Consider the following 22,836-nt stretch of genomic DNA (forward strand, 5'->3'; position numbering starts at 1 on the left):
TTCTCTTATTGCACCCCCTGATTCGGAGAAATACCATGACCGCTAAAGATCGACTTACCGAAGTACATCAGTTGATGGAAAATCTCAAGCAGGATTATCCCTCGGAAATCAATTCCTTTTTGGGTTTTATGGGAAAGGCGGAAGGAAACCCGGCCCTGAGTGCGGCACAAAAGGAGTTGATCAACGTGGCTCTGTCCGTCGCTGCGCAATGTGAATGGTGCATTGCCTTGCATACCAAAAGCGCCATTGAAGCCGGGGCCAGTTGCGATGAAATCATGAGTGCCGGTTTCATGGCGGTCATTATGCATGGCGGCCCTGCCTTGATGTATCTGGTGCCGCTGAGCAAGGCGCTGGATGAATTCCTGCCGGAGAACACCCATGGATAGACTGCAAATGCGCGCCATGCTCCGGGATATGCTCCGCGCCCGGGCTTTTGAAGAGGCCGCCGCCCAGGGATATGCCCAGGGCCAGATTGCCGGATTTTTGCACCTGTATCCGGGAGAGGAGGCGGTAGCCGTGGGGGTGCTGCATGCCGCCGAGCCCGGGGACTATGTGGTCAGCACTTATCGGGAGCATGTCCATGCCCTGGTCCGGGGGATTCCTGCGCGGGAAATCATGGCGGAACTGCAGGGCAAAATTACCGGCATCAGCAAAGGGATGGGCGGTTCCATGCATCTGTTTGATGCCAGTCGGCGCTTTCTGGGGGGCTACGCCATTGTCGGCGAAACCTTTCCCATCGCTTTGGGAGCAGCTTACGCCGTCGCCTACCGCCGTCTGCCGGAAGCCGTGATCTGCTTTTTTGGCGATGGCGCGGTCAACCAGGGGACCTTCCATGAATCCCTCAATATGGCGGCGCTCTGGAAACTCCCCATTCTTTTTGTCTGTGAGAACAATCATTATCAGATCGGTACGGAAATTCACCGTCATTCTGCCGTGACTGAAGTGTATAAACGTGCCTGCAGCTATGGGATTCCGGCGGAAAAAGTCGATGGCATGGATGTTCTTGCGGTGCATGCCGCTGCCCGCAAGGCGCTGGAGCGGGTTCGCAGCAGCGACGGCCCGCAATTTCTGGAGCTAGAAACCTACCGCTATCGCGGGCACTCCATGGCGGATCCGGCGAGCTATCGCCCCAATGTGGAACTGAATGCCTATCAGGCTAACGATCCCATTGCCGCAGCCATCCACGAAGCAGAATCCGCTTATCCATCACCTGAAGCCATGGCTGCCGCAGGAGCCGACTGCATTAGCCACTTTAGTGACCATTGCTGCCAGGAAGGTCATCTCGACGAGGCGGAAATCACCCGTTTGCGTCAGGAAGTGCAAACGGAAGTGGAAGACGCCGTCCGTTTTGCCCAACAAAGTGCGGAGCCGGACATGCAGGATGTCTGGTCCGTCTTTCATCACAATCGTCGTTATGAAGTACTGATGGAGACAGCCCAATGAACGAGCTATTTTATTGGCAAGCGCTGAATCGGGCCATGGATGCCGAAATGGCGGCGGATGAAAGTGTCATCACCCTGGGTGAAGACGTGGGTCTTTATGGCGGAACCTATCGGGTGACGGAAGGACTCATGGCCAAATATGGCGAATGGCGCGTGCGCGACACCCCCATTTCCGAAAACAGTTTTACCGGCCTCGGTGTGGGCGCGGCAATGCTGGGTCTGCGCCCGGTGGTCGAAATCATGACCATCAATTTTGCTCTGTTTGCCATTGACGCCATCATCAACATGGCCGCCAAGATCCCGTTCATGTCCGGAGGGCAATTTCCCATGCCCCTGACCATTCGCATGCCGGGTGGCATTGCCCGGCAACTGGGTGCCCAGCATTCCCAGCGCCTGGAGCATACTCTGATGAACGTGCCCGGATTGCGGATAGCCGTTCCGGCCACGCCTCAGGATGCCTACTGGCAATTACGCCAGGCCATTCATAGTGATGACGCGCTCATTGTTCTAGAGCATGAACTGCTCTATTTCACCAAGGATCATGTTGATGAGGCGGCTGTTGCCCCGCCTATTCATCAGGCTTTGCTCCGCCGTCAGGGACGGGACATTACCTGTATTGCTTATTCCCGGATGGTGATGCTGGCTCTGGAAGCTGCGGATATTCTGGCCAAGGAAGGCATTGCCATGACGGTCATTGATTTGCGCAGTCTGGCACCCATTGACTGGGAGACCTGTGTGCAATCCGTCAAGCAAACCCATCACTGTCTGATTGTGGAAGAGGACTGTCGTTTTGCCGGAGCCGGTGCGGAATTGAGCGCCACCCTTCAGGAGCGCTGCTTTTATTTTCTGGATCGCCCCATCCAGAGGGTCGCTGGACTGGATATCCCCACGCCCTTCAATGGTCAGCTCGAAGCAGCCAGTATCCCGCGTACGGCAGACATCATTACGGCAGCCCGGCAAATGCTGGGCTCGCAGGGAGGTCAATCATGAAAAACCCCATTACTATGCCGGTATTGTCGGATACCATGCAAACCGGTCGGCTGACGCGCTGGAACAAGTCCGTTGGCGATGCCATCAAAAAGGGCGAGGCTGTTGCCGAAGTGGAAACCGATAAAGCGGTCCTGGACGTGGAGGCCTTTGCGGATGGCTTTCTGGCTGGGCCACTGGCGGCTACGGATACGGATATTCCGGTTCGCCAGGTTATCGGGTATATCGTTGATCAAAAAGAGGCGCCTGTTAAGCCTGCCGCGCCTGAGCCTCATGCGGCCGTTGCGGATGCTGCACCAGTGCCGGAACCGGAACCGGCTGCGCGAATTGCGGCGCCGGGAACAGCAAATCCCGTTCCATCGCCGTCCCAAGCAATCCCTTCCGCACCGATAAGGCAAAACACCGGGACAATTTCTGCAAAACCCGGCGACCATGCCGACGGGGCATTGATTTCTCCCTACGCCCGCGCTCTGGCGGCGGATCTGAATCTGGATCTCCAGCAGATCACGCCAGGACCTGATGGTGTGATTCATGCCAGTCAGGTACTGGCCGCAGCCTTGGCGCCTCAGGACGCGGACTTGCGCATGGGTCCACCCTACCAGATCGAAAAGCCCAGTGCCCTGCGGGCTACCGTGGCCCGCAACATGTCAGCCACCCTCCAGACGCCGACCTTTTTGATCGGCAGCCGCTTCAATTTGAGCGCGCTGCACGCAAGTGCCAAAACGGCCAAACTCAGCTTTACCTTGGCACTGGGCAGAGCCTGCGCCCTCACCGTGGCTGAAGATCCCTGGTTCAATCAGGTCTGGACCCGCCAGGGACTGGCCAAACGGCAAAGGGTTGATCTGGGCATCGCTGTGGACACTGGTGAAGGTCTGATTACCCCGGTGCTGCGGGATGCCGCCCGCAGAACAATGCCGGAACTCGCTGAGGATTGGCGCATATTGCTGGGCAAGGTCAAAAAAGGCCGAGTTACACCCAATGACTATCAGGGCGCCAGTTTTTATCTGTCCAATCTGGGAATTTTTCCGGAGATTGAGCGCTTCAATGCCATTGTCCCCACGGGGGCAGCAGCCATTCTGGCGGTAGCGGCTGCTGATAGTGACGGGCTGACGGATTTCACCTTGAGTTGTGATCATCGGGTTATTTTCGGTGCGGATGCGGCGCGTTTTCTGCAACGCCTGGGCAAGCGTCTGGAGGACCTCTCTTGGCTGACATAACCCAGATTCTCTCCATCAATAGCGGCTCTTCTTCCATCAAGTTTGCCCTGTTTGCTTTCGGAGCAGGGCTTGAGGAGCAGCAGCTTGACGGGGCCGTAGAACGCATTGGTCAAAGCATGGGGAGGATATGGCTGGAACAGGCCGGTCAGCGGGTATTGGACCGACAACAAGCCTTTGTGGATCAATCGGCCGCCCTGCAGGCGGTTGTCGCAGTGCTATCCGAACTGGGTATCACCCATCCCGATGCTATCGGTCACCGGATTGTTTCCGGAGGACCCCATCAGCAGGCCCATGTATGCATTGACGCGACCGTCCTGAAGGATCTCCGTGATGCCCTGGCTTTTGCCCCCCTGCATTTACCGGCCGAAATTGCGGCCATCGAGTCTTTGCAAAAAATCTGGCCGGAAAAACCTCAGGTCGCCTGTCTGGACACGGCATTTCATCACAGCATGCCGGAACTGGCCGCACGCCTGCCGCTGCCGCGCAATCTCTGGCAGGAAGGGGTGCGCAAATATGGCTTTCATGGTCTTTCTTACGAGTACATTGTCAGTCAGCTTCCGGATCAGGGGAAAGCGCCTACCATCATTGCCCACCTGGGGAATGGGGCCAGCATGGCGGCGGTTGCCGATGGCCGTTGTCTGGACACCACCATGGGCTTGACCCCTACTGGAGGCCTGGTCATGGGTACCCGCTCCGGGGATCTGGATCCGGGCATACTTCTTTATTTGATGGCTGAAAAAGGGTATAGCGCGCCGCAACTGGAACGGCTGCTCAATCATCTTTCTGGCTTGCTGGGGATTTCGGCCTGCAGCGGGGATATGCAGGTATTATTGCGGCAGCGGGAAAACAATCCCCATGCAGCGGAGGCTATTGCCCAGTTTGCCTACAGTGCCCGCAAGCATATCGGCAGTCTCATGGCGGTGCTGGGCAGTGTTCAGCGCCTGATTTTTACCGGCGGCATCGGCGAACACGCGGCGGCCGTGCGCTGGGCCATCTGTCGGCCCCTGGAGGCCCTGGGCTTTCATCTCGACCCGGAGGCCAATGCTGCTGTCGCTCAGGAGGCTCGCAGGATTTCGGCCCCGGAAAGCCCCGTTGAGGTGCTGGTGGTGCCTACCGACGAAGATCTGATGATTGCGCGCCATACCCTGCGCCTACTGGGCACGGGTACCCCATGAATCTCAATACGTTGTATGAATAAACCCAACCCCGGAGGAAACCAGGATGGCATATCCACACTTTGACGATCTGCTTGCTGCCATAGCACCCCTCCCGGACATTCCGGTAGCGGTGGTAGATGCGGCCGAGGAACATGTCCTCCTGGGTGCCTGCGAGGCCAAAAAACAAAGCATCGTTGAACCCATTCTCATCGGCGATCCTGATAAAATCCGTCATCTGCTCCAACAGATGGGGGCCGATTCGGGTACTTGTCCCAACTTTCAGATTGTCGCCGCCGACAATCCCGATGATGCCGCCGACAAGGGCGTGGAAATGGTCCTTTCGGGAGCAGCAAAAGCGCTGATGAAAGGGCATTTGCATAGTGATGCCTTTCTCCATCCCATTCTCGCCAAGCTCCGTACGGAAAAACGGCTTTCTCATATATTCGTTACCGACATTTCCAGCTATCACAAACTGCTGCTGATAACCGATGCGGCCATCAATATCACCCCGGATTTGCCAACCAAAGCCGCCATTCTGCAAAATGCCATCGATCTGGCACATATTCTGGACGTAGCGCATCCCAAGGCCGCCATTCTCTCGGCGGTGGAAGTCGTCAATCCGGCCATTGCCTCCACCGTCGATGCCGCCTGCCTCTCCAAAATGGCCGAGCGCGGTCAGATTACCGATGCACTGGTCGATGGACCCCTGGCTTTTGATAATGCCATTTCCAGGGAATCGGCGCAGATCAAAGGCATCCGTAGCGAAGTCGCAGGAGATGCCGATATCCTGCTGGTACCCGATCTGGTTTCCGGCAACATTCTCGCCAAAGACCTGGAATATCTGGCCGGCGCGACCATGGCTGGCATTGTCATGGGGGCCAGAGTGCCCGTCATCCTCACCTCCCGGTCTGATCCGGCCCGGGCCAGACTGGTTTCGGCGGCCCTGGCGGCACTGATTCATTACCATAAAACAGGAGCCCATTCCCAATGACTGCAACGGAGCCATGCCAGGCCATCGCCACCCTGACCCTCAATCCGGCAGTGGATATTGCCTATGAAGTGCCGCACCTGATTCCCGATCAGAAAAGTCATGCCCTTGCTACGCGTTATGATCCTGGCGGTAATGGCGTGAATGTTGCCCGCGCCCTCAAGGAGCTCCTGGTCTGCGCCCATAGTTGTTGCATCGTCGCCGGGAATATAGGCGAGCTGTTGCAGAAGCTGCTGCAGCATCAACTGGACAGTCCGCATTGCGTGCATGTGGAAGGCGAAACCCGGATCAATGCCACCATACTTCAGGGCGATCCGCCTGCGCAGTTTGAAGTAACCGGAATTGGTCCACTGGTTTCCGAACTTGCGCTCAGCGCCGTCAAAACAAGCTTTCTGGAACTGTGCAAGGGCGGATTTGCGGTGCTCACCGGCTCGGTTCCTCCGGGGGTGCCCGATCTCATATATGGCGACCTGGTGGACAAAGTACAGGGGGACGGCGGCAAGGCCGTTGTCGATGCCCACGGCGCGCTATTGCAACTGGCCCTTCCCCATCAGCCCTACCTGATCAAACCCAATCGCTATGAGTTATCGGTACTCAGACAGCGTGAGTTGCCAACCCTGGAAGATGTCGCCCGGGAAGCCCGCGCCATCCAGCGGGAAGGCGTCCAGTACGTTTGTGTCTCGCTGGGTGTTGAAGGCGCCCTGCTGGTTGGACCCGACGGCAGTTATCTGGCCGAGGCACCCAGCATAGCGGTCAAATCCACGGTTGGTGCGGGAGATTCCATGGTTGCCGGACTGGTAGCGGCGCTGGCACGCAGGCAGAGCCCCGCCGAGGCGTTGCGACTGGCCGTTGCCTGCGGCAGTGGCACGGCGGCACGGCCCGGTACGGAAATATTTTCTCACAGTCAGGTGGTTGAACTGTTGCAACAGGTGAACGTCAAGATGCTCGATATTTAAAAGGAGATTTACGACATGACGGAAAGTACAACGGATATTCTGATTGTCGGCGGTGGTCCCGCCGGAATGATGACGGGCATAACCGCCGCCCAGTTTTCTCCCCACAAAAAGGTTCTGGTGCTGCGCCCCGAGACGGACGCTGTCATTCCTTGCGGGATTCCCTATATTTTCGGTACCCTGGGAGGCACCGAAGAAGACATGGCCGGACGTGCGCCGCTCCTCGCAGCGGGCGGCCGGATCCAGATTGGTAAAGTCGCCAGCATAGATCGCAATGCCCACACCGCCACTCTGGAAAACAGGGATCTCATCCATTGGGAACGGCTGGTTCTGGCGACCGGCGCGGAGAACTTCATTCCGCCCATTCCGGGTACAGAACTGGAAGGCGTTTTCAGCATTCACAAGGATTATGACTATCTCGACAAATTGTTCAGCACCCTGATCCCGCAAATCAAAAAGCTGGCGATTATTGGCGGAGGGTTTATCGGCGTGGAATTTGCCGATGAAATCCGCAAGCGCGGTATTGAGGTCCACATTGTCGAGATGCTGCCCCACCTGATGCAGGCGGCTTTTGATCTGGATGCCTGTAAGGCGGTAGAAAAACAGCTCAGCGAGCACGGCGTCCATATTCATACCGGCTGCAAGGTAGAAGCCCTGGTGGTCGGTGCCAATGGTAAACGGGTAGGCCAAGTGCAAATCGCCGGACAGGAGGCTCTGGAGGTTGATGCGGTGCTCATTGCCATCGGTACCCGTCCACAGGTGGATCTGGCCAAGGCGATGGGCCTGACCCTGAGCCGCTCTGGTGGTATCTGGGTCGATGCTTTTCAACGTACCCGGGAAGACCCCCATATTTTCGCCGTGGGTGATTGTGCCCACAAACAGGACTTTTTTACGCGCAAGGCCAATCATGCCATGATTGCCTCACAAGCCGCCGCTGAAGGCCGCATTGCCGGAATGAATTTGTATGGCCTGCGTCAGTTGCGTACCAATGCCGGCTCGGTGAGCGTCTACGCCAGTGAAATTGATGGCCTGGCTTTTGGTGTGGCCGGCTTGACCGAACATCAGGCCGAACAGGAAGGCTTTCCGATTTTAAGTGGGGAAGCCCGCCTGCCCGATCACCATCCGGCCTCCATGCCCAACACCACAGAAATTTTCTGCCGTATCATTTTTGCTGCTGACTCCCTGCAAATCCTGGGTGGGCAGGTCCTGGGCGGTGCCACCACCGGGGAACTGGTCAACACAATCGGTCTCGCCATTCAGATGCACGCTACTGCACCCGATCTGGTCAGCATGCAGTTTGGCAGCCAGCCGCGCCTGACCCCTTCCCTGCATCCGCTGGTTGCCGCAACCGGAGATGCCCTGCAGCGTCATTATGCCCTCCTCCACCCCTGCGTGGAGGACCAACCCTTATGAAACTCCCCAAGCATCGCAGCAAAATTGTCTGCACCATCGGTCCCGCATCTGATGCCCCCAATGTCCTGGAACAGATGATCCGGGCGGGCATGAATGTCGCCCGGCTCAACCTGGCCCATGGCACCCCCGATGAACATCGGGCGCGCATTGCCCGCATCCGCGATGCCGCCCGCAAGACCGGCTATCGCGTCGCCATTATGGCCGATCTGCCCGGCCCGAAAATCCGTATTGGCTCCTTGCCGGCCCCGGTCACTCTCAAGCATGGGGATCATGTTCTACTCGCTCCGGGTGCGCCGGGGACGGCGCAGGCCATTCCTCTGGAACTGCCGCCCCTGGCCAAACCCCTCGTCAAGGGCGATACGGTCTACCTCAATGACGGCTTTCTGGAACTTCGGGTAGAACAGCATGATAGCCAGGGCGTACTGTGTCAGGTGCTCGTCGGTGGTGTGCTGCTTTCCCATAAAGGCGTCAATTTACCGGGTGTTTATCTGGAGGGTGGCGCGCTCACCGCTGCCGATCGGGAATTACTGGCATTTGCCCTGGAGGCCGGGGTCGATGGTCTGAGTGTTTCCTTTGTGGAAAGCGCCGAAGACCTGCACGCCGCCCGCCGTGCAGCCAACGCCCTGGGATTTTTTCATCCTTTTCTGGTCGCCAAAATCGAAAGAGCACGGGCCTGGAAACATATTGATGCGATCATCGACGCCACCGATGCCATCATGGTGGCACGCGGCGATCTCGGAGTTGAAGTGCCGATTGAAGAAATTGCCATTATCCAGAAACGCCTGATCCGCAAGACACGCGCCGTGGGCAAACCCGTCATCACCGCTACCCAGATGCTGGAGTCCATGGTACATAACCGGCGGCCAACCCGCGCGGAAGTGACCGACGTGGCCAATGCCATCCTCGATGGTACGGACTGCATCATGCTCTCGGAAGAGTCGGCCATGGGAGATTTTCCGGTAGAAGCTGTAAAAATGCTGGCAGAAATTGCCCGCGTTACCGAAAAAAACCGGGCGGAACTCAATCCTTTGAGTTCCATCGACCTCGATGACAAGCCCGGCGTAGAATCTACTATTGCGAGTAATGTCCGGCACAGCGCCGAACGGCTGAATCCTTTATTTGTCGTAACGCCCACAGAAACGGGAACAACAGCCGCACGCATTGCGCGGTTTCGGCTTGAACCCTGGATTCTGGCCATGAGTCCCCATTCGTCGACCTGTCAGCGCCTCTGTCTGCACTATGGGGTCTATCCTATAGAAATGCCGAGTCCCGAAAGTGGCTGGGAAGAGGCTGCGCGTCGCTGGCTGCGCACTAACGCTGTTGAAAAAGGTTTGATTTTACTGACGCAAGGCCCCAGCAAGGGTCATCCGGGAGGTACCAACCGCCTGGAAATCATTCATCTGGATGTTTCTGCCCCACAATAACAGGAGAGTGTTTTATGGACAGTTTGATTGAAGACATTATCGCCCGCGAAATTCTGGATTCTCGCGGTAATCCCACAGTAGAAGTGGAAGTTTATCTCAGCAACGGGCAACACGCCCGCACCGCCGTCCCTTCCGGAGCTTCCACCGGCAGCAAGGAAGCGGTGGAACTCCGTGACGGCGATACCCTTCGTTTTGGTGGCAAAGGCGTCCGCCAGGTCATTCAGAATATTGAGGAGATCATTGCCCCCGACTTGCAGGATCTGGATGTGCGCGATCAAAAATCCATTGACGAGACCATGATCGGTCTGGATGGCACGGATAACAAAAGCAAGCTCGGTGCCAATGCCATTCTCGGCGTGTCCATGGCCTGCGCCCGAGCCGCCGCTGATTATTGTGACCTGCCGCTGTATGCTTACCTGGGTGGACCCGGTGCTACCCGCCTGCCTGTGCCCTGTTTTAATGTGCTGAATGGTGGCGTCCATGCGCACTGGCAGGGGGCTGATTTTCAGGAATGCATGCTGGTTCCCTATGGGGCTGACAGCTTCCGCGAATCGCTCCGCTGGGGTGCGGAAATCTACCATGCGTTGCAGGCCCTGCTCCTCGAAAAACATCTTTCCGTCGGCGTCGGTGACGAAGGCGGCTTTGCCCCCGCCGTCGATTCCAATCATGAATCCTATGACCTGCTTGTCGAGGCCATCCGCCGTGCCGGATTTGAACCCGGAAAAGATTGCGGCATCGCCATTGATCCGGCTTCTTCGGAATTCTTCAAAGACGGAAAATACCAGCTGCGCACGGAAAACCGGGCTCTCAGCAGCGCGGAAATGGTCGATTATTATGCAGAAATCGTCCGTAATTACCCGGTGGTTCTGCTGGAAGATGGTTTGGCCGAAGACGACTGGGAAAACTGGAAGCTACTCAATGAAAAACTGGGTAGCAGCATCGAACTGGTGGGCGATGATATTTTCTGCACCAATCCGAAAATCATTGCTCAGGCCATTGAAGACAACATTGCCAATGCAACGCTGATCAAGCTCAACCAGATTGGCACAGTCACCGAAACCATCGCCGCCACCCGGCTGGCTCAATTCCATGGTTGGGGAGCTTTCGTCTCGCATCGATCCGGCGAAACCACCGACGATTTCATTGCTGACCTGACCGTGGCCCTGGACACCGGTCACCTGAAGTCCGGCGCACCGGCCCGGGGTGAACGGGTGGCCAAATACAACCAGTTACTGCGGATTGAAGAAGAACTGGGCACAGCCGCCAGTTTTGCCGGTAAAAAGGCTTTTGTTCGGCCGGTACGTGGATAAAACAGTTGATACACGAGGAACAGCAGTCATGACTCTTGAATCCGGTTCTTCCATTCATACCTGCAGCGGGCTAAGCAGTGCCGAGGCGCAAAAACGTCTGACACAATACGGACCCAATGCCGTAGTCGAAGAAGCGCCCAAAACCTGGCTGTTGTTCCTTCACAAATTCTGGGCACCGGTTCCCTGGATGCTGGAAGCCACCTTTGTTCTGGAGGTGCTGCTGACCAAGTGGCCGGAAGCCATCATCATCGCTCTGCTTTTACTTTTTAACGGAATACTGGGCTTCAGCCAGGAACGCAAAGCCCAAAACGCCTTGGCCCTTCTCCGTGAACGCCTGCGTATTCAGGCCCGGGTGTGCCGGGATGGCAACTGGCAGACTCTGGCGGCCGCCGAACTGGTTCCGGGCGATCTGGTGCATGTGCGCGTGGGGGATATTGTTCCCGCCGATCTGCACCTGACAGATGGCAATGTCCTGGTCGATCAATCCGCCCTGACCGGAGAATCCATGCCCGTCGATTGCACGGCAGACAGTACCCTGTATTCCGCCTCCATCGTGAAACGCGGGGAGGCCAGTGGGGAGGTCACCGCTACCGGGGCCAAAAGCTATTTCGGTAAAACCGCCGAACTGGTCCGTGGCGCGGGTGCCAAAAGCCATCTGGAAGAGTTGGTTCTCAGCATTGTCCGCTATCTGGTCGCCATGGACGTTCTGCTGGTACTCGCCATTCTCGCCTATGCCATGGTGCAGCACATTCCGCTCGCCAACATTTTACCCTTCGCCTTGATTTTGCTGGTCGCCTCGGTGCCCGTCGCCCTGCCCGCCACCTTCACCCTCGCCACCGCCATTGCTTCCCTGCATCTGGTCCATCGCGGAGTGCTGGTGACCCGCCTGGCCGCCGTGGAAGAGGCAGCGGCCATGAACGATTTGTGCAGTGATAAAACCGGCACCCTCACTCAGAATTGTCTCAGCCTCGGTCAGATTCAGCCCTGGCCCGATGTCAAAGAAGAAGATTTGCTGCGCATGGCCGCCCTGGCCAGTGACAGTTCTACTCAGGATCCCATTGATTTAGCCATTCTCCAGGAAAGCACCAAAAGGCAGATCAGTCCGCCAACCCGTGCGCAGTTCGTGCCTTTTGATCCGGCCAGCAAGCGCTCTGAAGGCACTTTTACCCAAGATGGCAATCAGTGGCGCGCCATGAAGGGAAGCCCGCAAATCATCGCCAGGCTCTGCAAGGATGCAGACTGGGAAAGTCGCACCGCACAATTGGCTGCCAGCGGTGCGCGGGTACTGGCGGTCGCGGCAGGGCCAGATAGTCAGCCGCGCTTTCTCGGTTTGCTGGCTCTTTCAGATCCTATCCGCCCTGATGCCAAAGACGTGGTGCAACAACTCCAGAAACTGGGTGTTCATGTTCGGATGGTCACGGGAGACAGCGTCCAGACCGCGCAAAGCGTCGCCAGCACTCTCGGGATTGACGGTCAAGTCTGCGAACGGGGGCGAATCACCGAAGATTGTGGGGTTTATGCCGGGGTCTTCCCGGCCGACAAGTTCCATCTGGTCCAGGGGCTGCAAAAAAAGGGCCGGATTGTCGGCATGACCGGCGATGGGGTGAATGACGCCCCCGCACTCAAGCAGGCGGAAATGGGAGTGGCGGTGGAAAGTGCCACCGATGTGGCCAAGGCCGCTGCCAGCATTGTACTGACCACCCCCGGACTGCAAGGCGTACTGGAGGCGGTCATCACCGGCCGTCGCGTCTATCAACGCATGCTCACCTATACCCTGAACAAAATTGTCAAAGTCTTTCAGGTTGCCCTGTTTCTGAGTCTCGGATTTTTACTTTTCCGCAGCTTTGTGGTCACTCCCCTGCTCGTGCTGCTCCTGCTCTTTGCCAACGATTTCGTGACCATGTCCCTGGCCGAAGATAACGTCCGTCCCTCACCCCAGCCGGATCGCTGGGCAATCCGGACCCTGGTCTTTTCCTCTCTCGCTGTCGCCATCGCCTGGCTCATCTATATTTTTGCGGTCTATGCTGTAGGCCGTAGTCTCCATCTGCCTACCCCCTCAATCCAGACCCTGGATTTTCTCGGCCTGGTATTCTCAGGATTGGCTAATGTGTTTCTGGTCCGCGAGCGCGGTCATCTCTGGGCATCCCGCCCCGGAACATTCCTCAGCGTCGCCAGTCTGGTAGATATTATGATTGTCAGCATTCTGGCCATCATGGGTTGGTTGATGGCCCCAATCCCCTGGATTTTTGTGCTTTGTCTGCTGGGAGCGACTGTTGTCTATACGCTGTTGCTGGACCAGATCAAAGTTCCTCTGCTACAAAAACTGACGCATGCTTAAGCTTTTTATTGGGAGCCCGGGAATACTATGATTGCAAAGTCACGACATTTTCAGCTTCAGATCGTCGATGTGCATGGCGAAATCTATACCGGTCTAGCCACTTTTGTGGTTGTGCCTGGTGAATTGGGTGAACTGGGCATTTTGGCCGGTCATGCGCCATTAATCAGCATTCTCCGGGCTGGTGAATTACGCATCACCCCCTTTGATGGGCCGCCGGAAATTCTTTTCATTGAAGGCGGAATGGTAGAAGTTCAGCACGAAACGGTGACGGTTCTGGCCAACAACGGACTACGCGTCAGCGATATTGATCCCAAACTCAGCCAAAATCGTATCAGCGCCGCTGAGCGTATCCTGAAAGAGCGTAAGGCTTCAGAAATGGATTTTGTTGCCGCTGAATTGGCTTTGCAAAGTGAACTAGCCAAGCTCAGGGCCTTTCAAAAATATCAACAGGCAAGCCAGGGAAATGAAAAGCTGGAATACGACTGGGAACGCCCTCCTCTGGAAGGTGTCCCTGAAATTAATGTACAAACACTGGAAGACTGAATCTTGCGTTGGGAAATGACCACTTATCAGATTGAATCGTTAATAATTATATGAAAATTTTACGCAAGAAAAAATCCGGCAGCCTGCATAGGATCTCCTGTGTCTATTATCCCATCTCTTTCACATTAGAGGCTATCTTCGATCTGTTCAAGTGTCTTTCCCTTTGTTTCTGGTACAATCCAAAGAGTAAACAAGATCGCCAAAACAGTCATTGCCGCATAAAACATGAAAGTAGGGCCGCGTCCAATGATCAATAACAAGTCTAGGAATATGCCGGAAATCACCATGTTTGAGACCCAATTGGCGACGGTTGCAATACTCATGGCCCTACCCCGGATAGCGAGCGGAAAAATCTCAGAGATCATCAGCCAGAAAATGGGTCCGAGGCCAATAGCAAAAAAAGCAACAAAAATCGCAACCATGCCCACGATGATATAAGTTAGTGGGCCGTGAAGCTGTATCAGGAATCCAGTACCAATAAAAACAAGACTGGTCAGCATACCATACAGACCCAAAAGTAGCATTTTGCGGCGGCCAGCGGTGTCCAGTAACCGCATTGCGACGCCTGTCATGATCACATTGACGGCACCAATACCCACAGTGGCAAGAATAGAACCGGAAGCGGAGGATAAACCGGCATCCCGGAAAATGGTTGGTGCAAAATAAATAACAACATTTATACCCGTTATTTGTTGAAAAACCGCCAGACCGACTCCGATAATCAGAGGCTTACGAACTTTACGTGTCAGAAGTAACGACCACGGCGCTGCCCGACGGCTGTCCTCAACAATATCGCGATGTAGATCCCCAAGTTCCTCGGATACATCCTGACGTCCCCGTAAAAAACGAAGTCCCGCCGTCGCCTTTTCTATAAAATTACGCCCCGCCAACCACCGAGGACTTTCCGGCAGGACCATCATCCCCCCAAGCAAAATAAGTCCGGGAACGGAACCAAGCCCCAGCATCCATCGCCAGCCATCTGGGGTTCCAGAGAGCATATAATCAACCAGATACGATACAAAAATACCAACCGTAATATAAAATTGATTGATGGTTACAATCGCGCCGCGCCAGTGCGCCGCTGTGATCTCTGATAGGTACAGAGGGGTAATCATGGAAGAAACCCCAATGGCGGCTCCTACCATAACCCGGCCAAGGAAGAGAATAGGTATGGTCCCAGCTACTGAAGATAAAATTGCACCTGCTGAGAAAAGAACGGCGGCAACAATCAGTACGGCACGACGTCCAAAAGCATCTGCAAGTGCTCCGGCAAATGCTGCGCCCACGGCGGCAGCAGCTAACGCGATTGCAACAAACAACCCCTTCATGCTTGCATCAAAGTGAAAAACTTGATTCACAAACAAGAGAACGCCAGCTACGACACCTGTGTCGTAGCCGAAGAGTAATCCACCGAGCCCGGCAACAATTGCAATCAAAATAAATCGCCAGTCTTTCTTGGGCTGATTGGCCTCTGTCATACTCATCCGACGAATATCCTCATGAGAGCTTATTGTAGTTTAAAACATCTTTTTACATGATAATCCGCTGAACGCTGGCAATGCAATTATAAAGCATACAGCAAACCCTATAAAACCCGGAGGTACTCTGCCGGCAACGGGCTTTCCTGTTGCGCCTGCTTTTCACCATGGGCCACGAACAAATTAATCACCTGTCCGTGGGCCTGAATCAGGGTCACCACATTGGGATCATCACTGCGTTCTTCAATCATCACACCATCTGGAAGCAGGCTGACTTCCATATGCACTTTGTCATGTTGAGCAAAGAGCTCGGCAAAAGCCGGATCCCAAAAGCGCAGGCCAAAATTTTCGTGCAAGCGCTGTTTCATCGCAGGGACATGATCGTGCAATAAAGCCACCACCTCCGGATTGTGTGAACGGGTTCGCGAGCGAATCCCATCAGGCAACATTTCCAGATCACGCTGAATATCATCATGCAGTGCCAGAAGACGATGGAAAACACTCTGGTCATGTTGATGACGAGCAGCCCTGATAGGATCACGACCAGCCCCACGCATGCCAACATGCATATTCTGTTTTGAAAACATATAGATACTCCTTAAATTAAGCATGTCGCCGCCCAGATGATTCATTCTACCGGTAGTGGCCGTGGGTGCTTTTTGCTCCATTGTTCCTTGCCTGTTGTTCTAAGGCTCATCCTGCTGTCAGGAGAGAACTCGCCCTACGGGCTCAAACATCTCCTCCTGACGGGCGCAGGACTTCACCAAGAACAACGACGGCCCAGAACAAAAGTCGCTGAAAAGCATCCACGGCAACTGCCGTTAGGTTCATCGGGACAGCTACATCAAAGGATTGGATATCTGGTGAACATATCATCATCAGAACTTACTTAGTGGTAAGTATCCTGCAGTCACCACAAAGCGGCATTGATAAAAATCAATTTTGACTGATTTAGTCGGGTTTATGCGCTTCAGACAGGCCGGCAATATGCGCAAGACTTTTTGGTTTCAAGATTTCCAGTTGACTGCCCTGCTCCTGAATCAACGCCTTACGCTTAAAATCTGCCATAATCCGACTGACATGCTCGGTAGATAGCCCCAGAAAGGCGGCGATATCTGTTCGCGTTAACGGGAAAGGCAAACTGCGTAACTGCGGATAGCGCCGGGCCCATTGCAGTAAAAAAGTCGCCAGCCGGGCCTCGGCCCGTTTAGCGCCCAGCTCAATAATCCGTTCTTCACTTTTTTGCAGGGCGTCCTGCCAACGCTGCAAAATGGCCGCCCGAACTTTGGGCAGACGTTCCGACAAGCGCTGGAGTTCTGCCAGATCAAGTCGACAGAGCTGACTCGGAGCAAGAACGATAGCACTATGGCGATGATGTTCTCCCTGCATGCCTTCAAAACCAAGCAGATCTCCGTGATGGAGTAAACGAACGATAACGTCCTGACCACTTTCCAGAGAACATACCAGCTTCACCGCACCATTTCGCAAGGTATAAGCATATCGAGCAGGTTCTTTCATCCGATAAAGAACGTCCCCTTGCCGACCCTCTATATCCTGCACTTCCATCCCCAGACTGCAGAGTTCTTCGGTATTCAGTCCTGCAAATATACTTTGGTCGCGCATGCGACATTGCAGGCAATCAGAACGTTTGCTGGCAATTTCGCTGTTCATGAACCCATTTATTGAGTAGCCCAATACTGTGGATAGGCACCCTTCTGCCTGGATTTTTTGCCAATTCCCGTGGCCGCTGATCCTGCCTCGCTTTTGCTGGATTGCGGCCCCACCAGCACCCGAAACAGGTGGTTAACGGAAAGCGTCCCCACGCAGGCTTTGACACCCACTTTATCGACTTCTTGCAGCAATTGTTCAGCCATGGTGACTTTTCCAAAAGCACCCAGTTGCACATACCAACCGGCTTGCTGACAAGCATGGGGAATGGGTACCGGTTTAACGGCTGCGGGAACAGCTGACGCAACGTTGGCAGGGCCCGGAGATGACTCTGCGGACACCGGTGAAGTAGGAGAACGGGTTGCCGAAGTCAGTAACAGCGTTTTGGCTGTGGATACTGCTGAACCGGTCGGGGCAGACGTTTTCGGCAAGGTCAGGAATACACTGGTGGAATCTGAAGTGATCATTTTGACTTTTCCAGGTTCGGAAACAGCCGAAGATTTCCAGATAAAGGAAACAAACAACAAAATGACCAGCAAAAAAATAATGAAAATCAGCACACCCAAGCGCATGCGCCCGGTCTGCATCTCCCGGGTCGGTCTGGCGACATTATCTGTATTTTTCATGTGTTTTTGGCGGTTCACCCGCGCTCCGCAGCTCAGCAAGGTACGCCCATACTACAATTTTGATCGGCACAAGCCTAGCTTGAAGAGTCTGGTTTATATAAACCAATGCGGTTGATATAAACCAATTCATCATGGGTGAAATAAACCAAAAGCAACCGACGCATCATTACATAATAATATAAGACCATGTTTTTATATGACTCATATCCGAGCAATTCAGTCAGGAACAAAAGATGCTTTTATCCCCGGTAGTAACACCTAAAAACAACCGTTCACGAGGATTCAACTATGATTATTGAAGACACTTTACCCGTGCTTCTCAGTCGCCTCGATTTTGCCTTCATCACCTCCATGCATATTCTCTGGACTCCGGTGACCATTGGCATGTCCTGGCTGCTATTTTTTCTGGAGGTGGCCTGGCTGAAGACCGGCAATGAACACTGGTACCGCCTGCAGCGCTTCTTTGAAAAGCTTTTTATCGTCAATTTCGGCGCTGGTGTGGCCACGGGCGTGACCATGGAAATGGCCTTCGGCATTTTGTACGGCCCTTTCTCCCAGGCTGTTGGCCCTTTTTTCGGAAACATTCTCGGCTTTGAAACCATCACCGCCTTCATGTACGAGGCCGGCTTCATTGGCCTGATGATTTTTGGCTGGGGCAAAATCGGCAAGGGCATGCATGCTTTTGCAACCTTCAACGTGGCCCTTTCATCCAGTCTTTCAGCCATGTGGATTCTGGTCGCCAACGGCTGGATGCAGTCTCCCACCGGAATTCAACTGAAAGATGGGCTGTTTCAGGTCACCAACTGGTGGCAAGCCATTTTTAACCCGAACTTTAATATCGGCTTCCCGCATATGTGGGTAGCTACCGTAGAATTAGCCCTGTTTTTCTTCGCGGCGGTCAGCGCCTGGTTTATTTTGAAAAATCGCCAGGCCAATTTGTTTACCAAACTCTTGAAGCCGACTTTGCTGGCACTGATCATCATCACCCCGCTGCAGATTTTTATTGGTGATGAACTGGGTCGGGAAGTGGCACACGACCAGCCCACCTCTCTCGCGGCCATGGAAGGCCATTTCCACACCTATCTGCCTGATGGTAAGCCCAACACCAGCTGGAATCTGATTGCCATTCCAGATGTTTCAGCAGGAAAAAATCTGTTCTCCATCCAGATTCCTCATGTTCTCAGCTTGCTCGAAACCCATACCTGGGACGGAGTAGTCACCGGTATGGATCATTTTGCTCCGAATGATCGACCCAATGTCTGGGTGCCCTTTTATGCCTTCAGGGTGATGGTCGCCATCGGCTTCTTCCTGTTTTTCATGGCACTCTGGGGTAACTGGTTGCGCTTGCGGGGGAAATTGACTGCAGAACATTTGCGTAAGAATCCGTTGTTCCTGCGTCTGCTGGTGTTCAGTGGATTCCTGCCCTATCTCGCCGTCTGGACCGGCTGGTGGACACGTGAAATAGGCCGTCAGCCCTGGGTTGTTTATAACCTGATGCGGACTTGGCAGGGTGTCAGCCATATGGGAGTCACTGCTGAATCCTTCTGGCTGATTGGCTACATCATTTTCGAACTGATGGTTTGGGGGGGTGCCTGGTACTTCTTTACCCGGGTTATCCAAAAAGGACCCGATATGACCAGCCCGGTCATTGGTGCTTCGGATCATGATGCCCATCCATCCGGTGGCGGAATTGCCAAGCCGACTTTCGCCAAACCGATAATGAACAAGCTGAACTGAGGACCGATACCATGCATGAAATATTTCGCATTCATAGCACCTTAAGTACATTCTGGTGGATTTTGTTAGGGGTTTTCTTCGTCATTTATATTGTTCTCGACGGCGCGGATCTGGGGGCCGGCGTATTTTCCCTGCTCCTCAACAACGAGAATGATCGGGCGGCCGTCATGTCCTCCATGGCGGGCACCTGGGATGCCAATGAAACCTGGCTGGTGGTGGCCGGTGGCGTGATTTTCGGGGCCTTTCCTCTGGTTTATGGGTCCACATTCAATTATCTGATGATCCCGTTGATGTTTGCGCTCTGGGGCATCATTTCCCGGGCGGTGGCCTTTGAATTTCATGTCCACGCCAAAAGCAGCCGCAAATTCTGGGGCTTCATGTTTGGCCTTGGCAGTCTGGTCGCGGCCCTTTTTGCGGGGATTGCACTTGGAGCTACCTTGCTGGGCTTTCCGATGAATACCGGCAACGCGCAAGGCATTCAGGTGGCCAATGACCCGTTTGTGAATACGGTTCCGCACTTTTCCGGCAACGCCCTGAGCTTTCTTTCTGCTTTCAGCATCTGGACAGGCATTGGGGCGTTGATCGCCGGCGGTCTGGCAGGCACCTTGTACCTTTGTGCCCGTTTTGAGCAGGATGATCCCATCTACCAGAAGGCTCACAAGTCTGCCACTCTGTTTTCTTTCCTGGCGCTGGCGGCGGTAGTCATCACCTTGATCTGGTCCTACGCGATCATGCCCGATGCCGCCAAGTGGACGGGGAGCGGCTGGTTCGGCTGGCTGATTTTGCTCATTGCCATCCTGATTTCTGCCTACAAAATGATGAGCAATCACGCAGCCCACCGTGATTTCGCCGCACTGCTCTGGTGTGGCGCCATTGTGTTGTTCATGTGGGGCGGGATGTGGGCCACCAATTTCCCCTACATCATTCCGCAGACCTGGACCATCAGTCAGGGCGGCAATCCGGCTAATGACCTGGCCATCCTGACCCTGTTCATGACGGGATTCGTGCCGGTCATGATTACTTACAACATCTATCAGATCTGGGTGTTTCGCAAGCGCATCACCCATCTGGCCGGTTATGAAAGTCATTAAGTCATTTCCCTGGTGATGTTCCGTTTGGGGCCGCAAGGCCCCTTTTTTTAGCTTCACATAATCGTATGAAAATGTTCTATAATGATCAGGTATAATTTACTTTTACCTTGGCAACACAAACTAAACAGGAGTCCTGAGATGTCCAGGAATAAAAAAAATAGTACGATGCGGTCACTTCAAGATGATGCGCACGAAAAAAATCATCTTGATGAAAAAGCCCATTACAAGGCAGAACTGCGGGCCCTCCAGATTGAGCTGGTCAAGTTGCAAAGAGATATTATTCGTAAAAATGAAAAAATACTGGTGATACTCGAAGGTCGGGATTCAGCCGGCAAGGATGGGTCCATCAAACGCATTATCGAACACCTCAGTCCTCGCGAAACCCGGGTGGTTGCATTAAGCAAGCCTTCGGACAGGGAAGTAAGTCAGTGGTTTTTTCAGCGCTACATAGAACACCTGCCCTCAGCCGCAGAAATGGTCTTTTTCAACCGCAGTTGGTATAACCGTGCAGGCGTTGAAAAGGTGATGGGATTCTGTACAGACCAGCAATACGAAGAGTTTTTCGCCGAAGTCAATAATTTTGAAGGGATGCTGGTGCGTTCCGGCATTCATCTATTCAAGTTCTATCTGGATATTTCGCGCGACGAGCAAAAACAACGCCTTGAAGCGCGCAAAGATGATCCACTCAAACAGTGGAAAACCAGTCCCATTGATGAAAAAGCTTTGAAACATTGGAAGGATTATAGCGAAGCACGCAATATCATGTTTGCCCGCAGTCATTCTCCTTTCGCCCCTTGGATTATCGTCAATGCCAATGATAAAAAGATAGCCCGGTTGCAACTCATCAAAGGGCTTTTGAGCCGGCTATCCTACACAGACAAGGATGAAATGCGGGTACTTCCTGACCAATCCATCATTTTTGAATATGAATCCCTTTATCTGGATAATGGGATGATCCAGGAATAATGACACATCCATCTTCAATACTTTACCCATTTGATTTTGCCCAGGAGGAAATATGTCCATCATCGATTTACCGTCAGCTTTGACTCGCGCCCTCTCCCTCAAAAACGAGGACTCCCTGGATGCGGCAACCATTGCGGCAGCAGAACAACTCAGCAAAAAAGAAGGATTATCCCTGGATGCTGCCGTGGGCGTTTTCGGCAACGATCAACTTGTTGAACTGATTGGTTTCCTGAATGACAGTATGAGCTGTGAACAACTTTCTGCCCTCTGTGATCCGGAAAGCTACGATGCGGAACAGGCTCGGGAATGGGAGGTCACCAAGGATCAATACCTGCTTGCCCATGAAATTGCCGTCCTGAGCCACCGTGTGGCCAAGCAGCGAGATACAACCAAGTAAAATTCTCAGGCCAAAGCACTCCATTGCAGCAACGAGATGGACCAAAACGCTCACGATTCACGTCCATCTCCTATAATCAGGTCAACCGCATTTCCCTTTTAGCCATGAAAGGAGTTAGCAGGCATGTCTCAATTCAAGCACCCTCCCTTGGGTATCCCCACAGACAGCGCTAAACGCTGGACAGAAAACTACCAACTCGCCACGCAAGGAAGCGGGCGTCTTTTTTTGATGGCGGGCGACCAGAAGGTCGAGCATCTGAATGATGATTTTGTCGGAGGTCAGGTTGCTGCAGATGATGCTGATCCTGAACATCTTTTTCGGATTGCCAGTGCGGCACCGGTAGGTTGCTTCGCGGCTCAGATGGGGCTGATCAGCCACTATGGAATGGATTATCCTGAAGTGCCCTATCTGCTGAAACTCAACAGCAAAACCCATTTAGTGAAAACTGCCCAGCGTGATCCGGCCAGTTTGCAGTGGCAGAGCATGGCCCAGGTGCGTGATTTTGTCCGGCACTCCGGCCTGAAAATTGTAGGCGTCGGTTATACCATCTATCCCGGTTCACTATATGAGCCCGAGATGTTGACCGAAGCCGCGCGCATTATCCAGGATGCCCACGCCATGGGTCTTTTGGCCGTTATCTGGGCTTATCCGCGCGGACAGGCTGTAGGCGACAAGGAACAGGATCCGCACATGATTGCCGGAGCCAGCGGCCTCGTTGCCTGCCTCGGCGCTGATTTTGCGAAGGTGAATCCACCTTTGGATGCACAGGGAAACATGGATGCCCGCCTGCTGGGTGAGGCCGTTGCGGCAGCTGGACGTACTCAGGTCATTTGCGCCGGGGGCTCAGAAACCGACTCTGAATCCTTCTTGCAACGTCTGCATGCACAAATACATATTGGTGGGACCCAGGGCTGTGCCACAGGCCGAAATGTCCATCAACGCAGTCAACCGGATGCTGTACACTTTTGTCAGGCGATCCATGCCCTGGTCGTCAAAAATCAGAGCGTGGAAGAAGCTGCAAAACTTTTGGGAGAAGCGTCTTAATCAACCCGATGGGCCATACCCGCTGGCGTTTGTGAATGCCCACCAGCACCCCCGGCA

At 54.2% G+C, this 22,836-nt stretch carries 21 protein-coding genes; 17 read left to right on the forward strand and 4 right to left on the reverse strand.

Translation table 11 applies throughout. From position 1 onward, the window contains the following. Positions 1 to 35 precede the first annotated feature (35 nt). Genes GCD22_RS09715 through atpC form a run of 12 tightly spaced genes read left to right on the forward strand, consistent with a single transcriptional unit; the run spans position 36 to position 13,772 of the window. A complete protein-coding gene (locus GCD22_RS09715; protein WP_031570080.1) occupies positions 36 to 386 on the forward strand; it encodes a carboxymuconolactone decarboxylase family protein in 351 nt (116 codons plus the stop codon). Next, positions 379 to 1,443, forward strand: coding sequence for a thiamine pyrophosphate-dependent enzyme (locus GCD22_RS09720; protein WP_031570077.1), 1,065 nt, complete (start codon positions 379 to 381; stop codon positions 1,441 to 1,443). Before GCD22_RS09715 ends, GCD22_RS09720 begins: the two co-directional genes overlap by 8 nt. After that, entirely contained in the window at positions 1,440 to 2,432 is a 993-nt protein-coding gene (locus tag GCD22_RS09725) for an alpha-ketoacid dehydrogenase subunit beta (protein ID WP_031570074.1), read from the forward strand. Before GCD22_RS09720 ends, GCD22_RS09725 begins: the two co-directional genes overlap by 4 nt. Then, entirely contained in the window at positions 2,429 to 3,646 is a 1,218-nt protein-coding gene (locus GCD22_RS09730; RefSeq protein WP_031570072.1) for a dihydrolipoamide acetyltransferase family protein, read from the forward strand. The genes GCD22_RS09725 and GCD22_RS09730 overlap by 4 nt, the downstream gene beginning before the upstream one ends. Then, on the forward strand, positions 3,634 to 4,821 hold the full coding sequence (locus GCD22_RS09735; RefSeq protein ID WP_031570070.1) for an acetate/propionate family kinase: 1,188 nt from the start codon (positions 3,634 to 3,636) through the stop codon (positions 4,819 to 4,821). The genes GCD22_RS09730 and GCD22_RS09735 overlap by 13 nt, the downstream gene beginning before the upstream one ends. A 46-nt stretch (positions 4,822 to 4,867) precedes the next feature. Then, positions 4,868 to 5,794: a bifunctional enoyl-CoA hydratase/phosphate acetyltransferase gene (locus tag GCD22_RS09740; protein WP_024894595.1), complete on the forward strand. Its 927-nt coding sequence runs from the start codon at positions 4,868 to 4,870 to the stop codon at positions 5,792 to 5,794. Continuing rightward, positions 5,791 to 6,747 carry a 1-phosphofructokinase family hexose kinase gene (locus tag GCD22_RS09745; RefSeq protein ID WP_024894596.1) on the forward strand — a complete coding sequence of 319 codons (957 nt, stop codon included), beginning with the start codon at positions 5,791 to 5,793 and terminating at the stop codon, positions 6,745 to 6,747. Before GCD22_RS09740 ends, GCD22_RS09745 begins: the two co-directional genes overlap by 4 nt. A gap of 15 nt (positions 6,748 to 6,762) precedes the next feature. After that, positions 6,763 to 8,157, forward strand: a complete 1,395-nt coding sequence (locus GCD22_RS09750; protein ID WP_031570063.1) for an FAD-dependent oxidoreductase — start codon at positions 6,763 to 6,765, stop codon at positions 8,155 to 8,157. Beyond that, complete coding sequence (gene pyk / locus GCD22_RS09755) at positions 8,154 to 9,581, forward strand: pyruvate kinase (RefSeq protein WP_024894598.1); 1,428 nt, start codon at positions 8,154 to 8,156, stop codon at positions 9,579 to 9,581. Before GCD22_RS09750 ends, pyk begins: the two co-directional genes overlap by 4 nt. Positions 9,582 to 9,595: 14 nt before the next feature. Continuing rightward, the gene (gene eno, locus GCD22_RS09760) at positions 9,596 to 10,891 is read left to right on the forward strand and encodes a phosphopyruvate hydratase (RefSeq protein WP_024894599.1); all 1,296 of its coding nucleotides are present in this window, start codon (positions 9,596 to 9,598) and stop codon (positions 10,889 to 10,891) included. 28 nt (positions 10,892 to 10,919) lie between these two features. Next, a complete protein-coding gene (locus GCD22_RS09765) occupies positions 10,920 to 13,229 on the forward strand; it encodes a plasma-membrane proton-efflux P-type ATPase (protein WP_031570059.1) in 2,310 nt (769 codons plus the stop codon). Between the two features lie 27 nt (positions 13,230 to 13,256). Further along, entirely contained in the window at positions 13,257 to 13,772 is a 516-nt protein-coding gene (gene atpC, locus GCD22_RS09770; protein WP_010638887.1) for an ATP synthase F1 subunit epsilon, read from the forward strand. A gap of 125 nt (positions 13,773 to 13,897) precedes the next feature. Here atpC and GCD22_RS09775 read toward each other — a convergent pair whose 3' ends face one another. The 4 genes from GCD22_RS09775 to GCD22_RS09790 all read right to left on the reverse strand — a co-directional run bounded on the left by GCD22_RS09775 (position 13,898) and on the right by GCD22_RS09790 (position 17,562). After that, the gene (locus GCD22_RS09775; RefSeq protein ID WP_288010081.1) at positions 13,898 to 15,283 is read right to left on the reverse strand and encodes a sugar porter family MFS transporter; all 1,386 of its coding nucleotides are present in this window, start codon (positions 15,281 to 15,283) and stop codon (positions 13,898 to 13,900) included. Positions 15,284 to 15,357: 74 nt separating this feature from the next. Continuing rightward, positions 15,358 to 15,837: a hypothetical protein gene (locus GCD22_RS09780; protein ID WP_024895142.1), complete on the reverse strand. Its 480-nt coding sequence runs from the start codon at positions 15,835 to 15,837 to the stop codon at positions 15,358 to 15,360. 364 nt (positions 15,838 to 16,201) lie between these two features. Further along, complete coding sequence (locus tag GCD22_RS09785; RefSeq protein WP_010638875.1) at positions 16,202 to 16,921, reverse strand: Crp/Fnr family transcriptional regulator; 720 nt, start codon at positions 16,919 to 16,921, stop codon at positions 16,202 to 16,204. An 8-nt stretch (positions 16,922 to 16,929) separates the two neighbouring features. Then, positions 16,930 to 17,562, reverse strand: coding sequence for an SPOR domain-containing protein (locus tag GCD22_RS09790; RefSeq protein ID WP_051690473.1), 633 nt, complete (start codon positions 17,560 to 17,562; stop codon positions 16,930 to 16,932). A 270-nt stretch (positions 17,563 to 17,832) separates the two neighbouring features. Here GCD22_RS09790 and GCD22_RS09795 point away from each other — a divergent pair, with 270 nt between their 5' ends. The 5 genes from GCD22_RS09795 (at position 17,833) to GCD22_RS09815 (ending at position 22,779) form a co-directional block, all read left to right on the forward strand. After that, positions 17,833 to 19,281 (forward strand): cytochrome ubiquinol oxidase subunit I, encoded by a 1,449-nt coding sequence (locus GCD22_RS09795; protein WP_024895144.1) that lies wholly within the window; start codon positions 17,833 to 17,835, stop codon positions 19,279 to 19,281. Positions 19,282 to 19,292: 11 nt separating this feature from the next. After that, positions 19,293 to 20,372, forward strand: a complete 1,080-nt coding sequence (locus GCD22_RS09800) for a cytochrome d ubiquinol oxidase subunit II (protein WP_024895145.1) — start codon at positions 19,293 to 19,295, stop codon at positions 20,370 to 20,372. A gap of 138 nt (positions 20,373 to 20,510) precedes the next feature. Beyond that, on the forward strand, positions 20,511 to 21,338 hold the full coding sequence (gene ppk2 / locus GCD22_RS09805) for a polyphosphate kinase 2 (protein ID WP_024895146.1): 828 nt from the start codon (positions 20,511 to 20,513) through the stop codon (positions 21,336 to 21,338). A 52-nt stretch (positions 21,339 to 21,390) separates the two neighbouring features. Further along, a complete protein-coding gene (locus GCD22_RS09810) occupies positions 21,391 to 21,735 on the forward strand; it encodes a hypothetical protein (protein WP_024895147.1) in 345 nt (114 codons plus the stop codon). 123 nt (positions 21,736 to 21,858) lie between these two features. Then, the gene (locus tag GCD22_RS09815; protein WP_024895148.1) at positions 21,859 to 22,779 is read left to right on the forward strand and encodes a beta/alpha barrel domain-containing protein; all 921 of its coding nucleotides are present in this window, start codon (positions 21,859 to 21,861) and stop codon (positions 22,777 to 22,779) included. Positions 22,780 to 22,836: the final 57 nt, after the last annotated feature.

It is taken from the genome of Acidithiobacillus thiooxidans ATCC 19377, from assembly GCF_009662475.1.
GTDB lineage: Bacteria > Pseudomonadota > Gammaproteobacteria > Acidithiobacillales > Acidithiobacillaceae > Acidithiobacillus > Acidithiobacillus thiooxidans.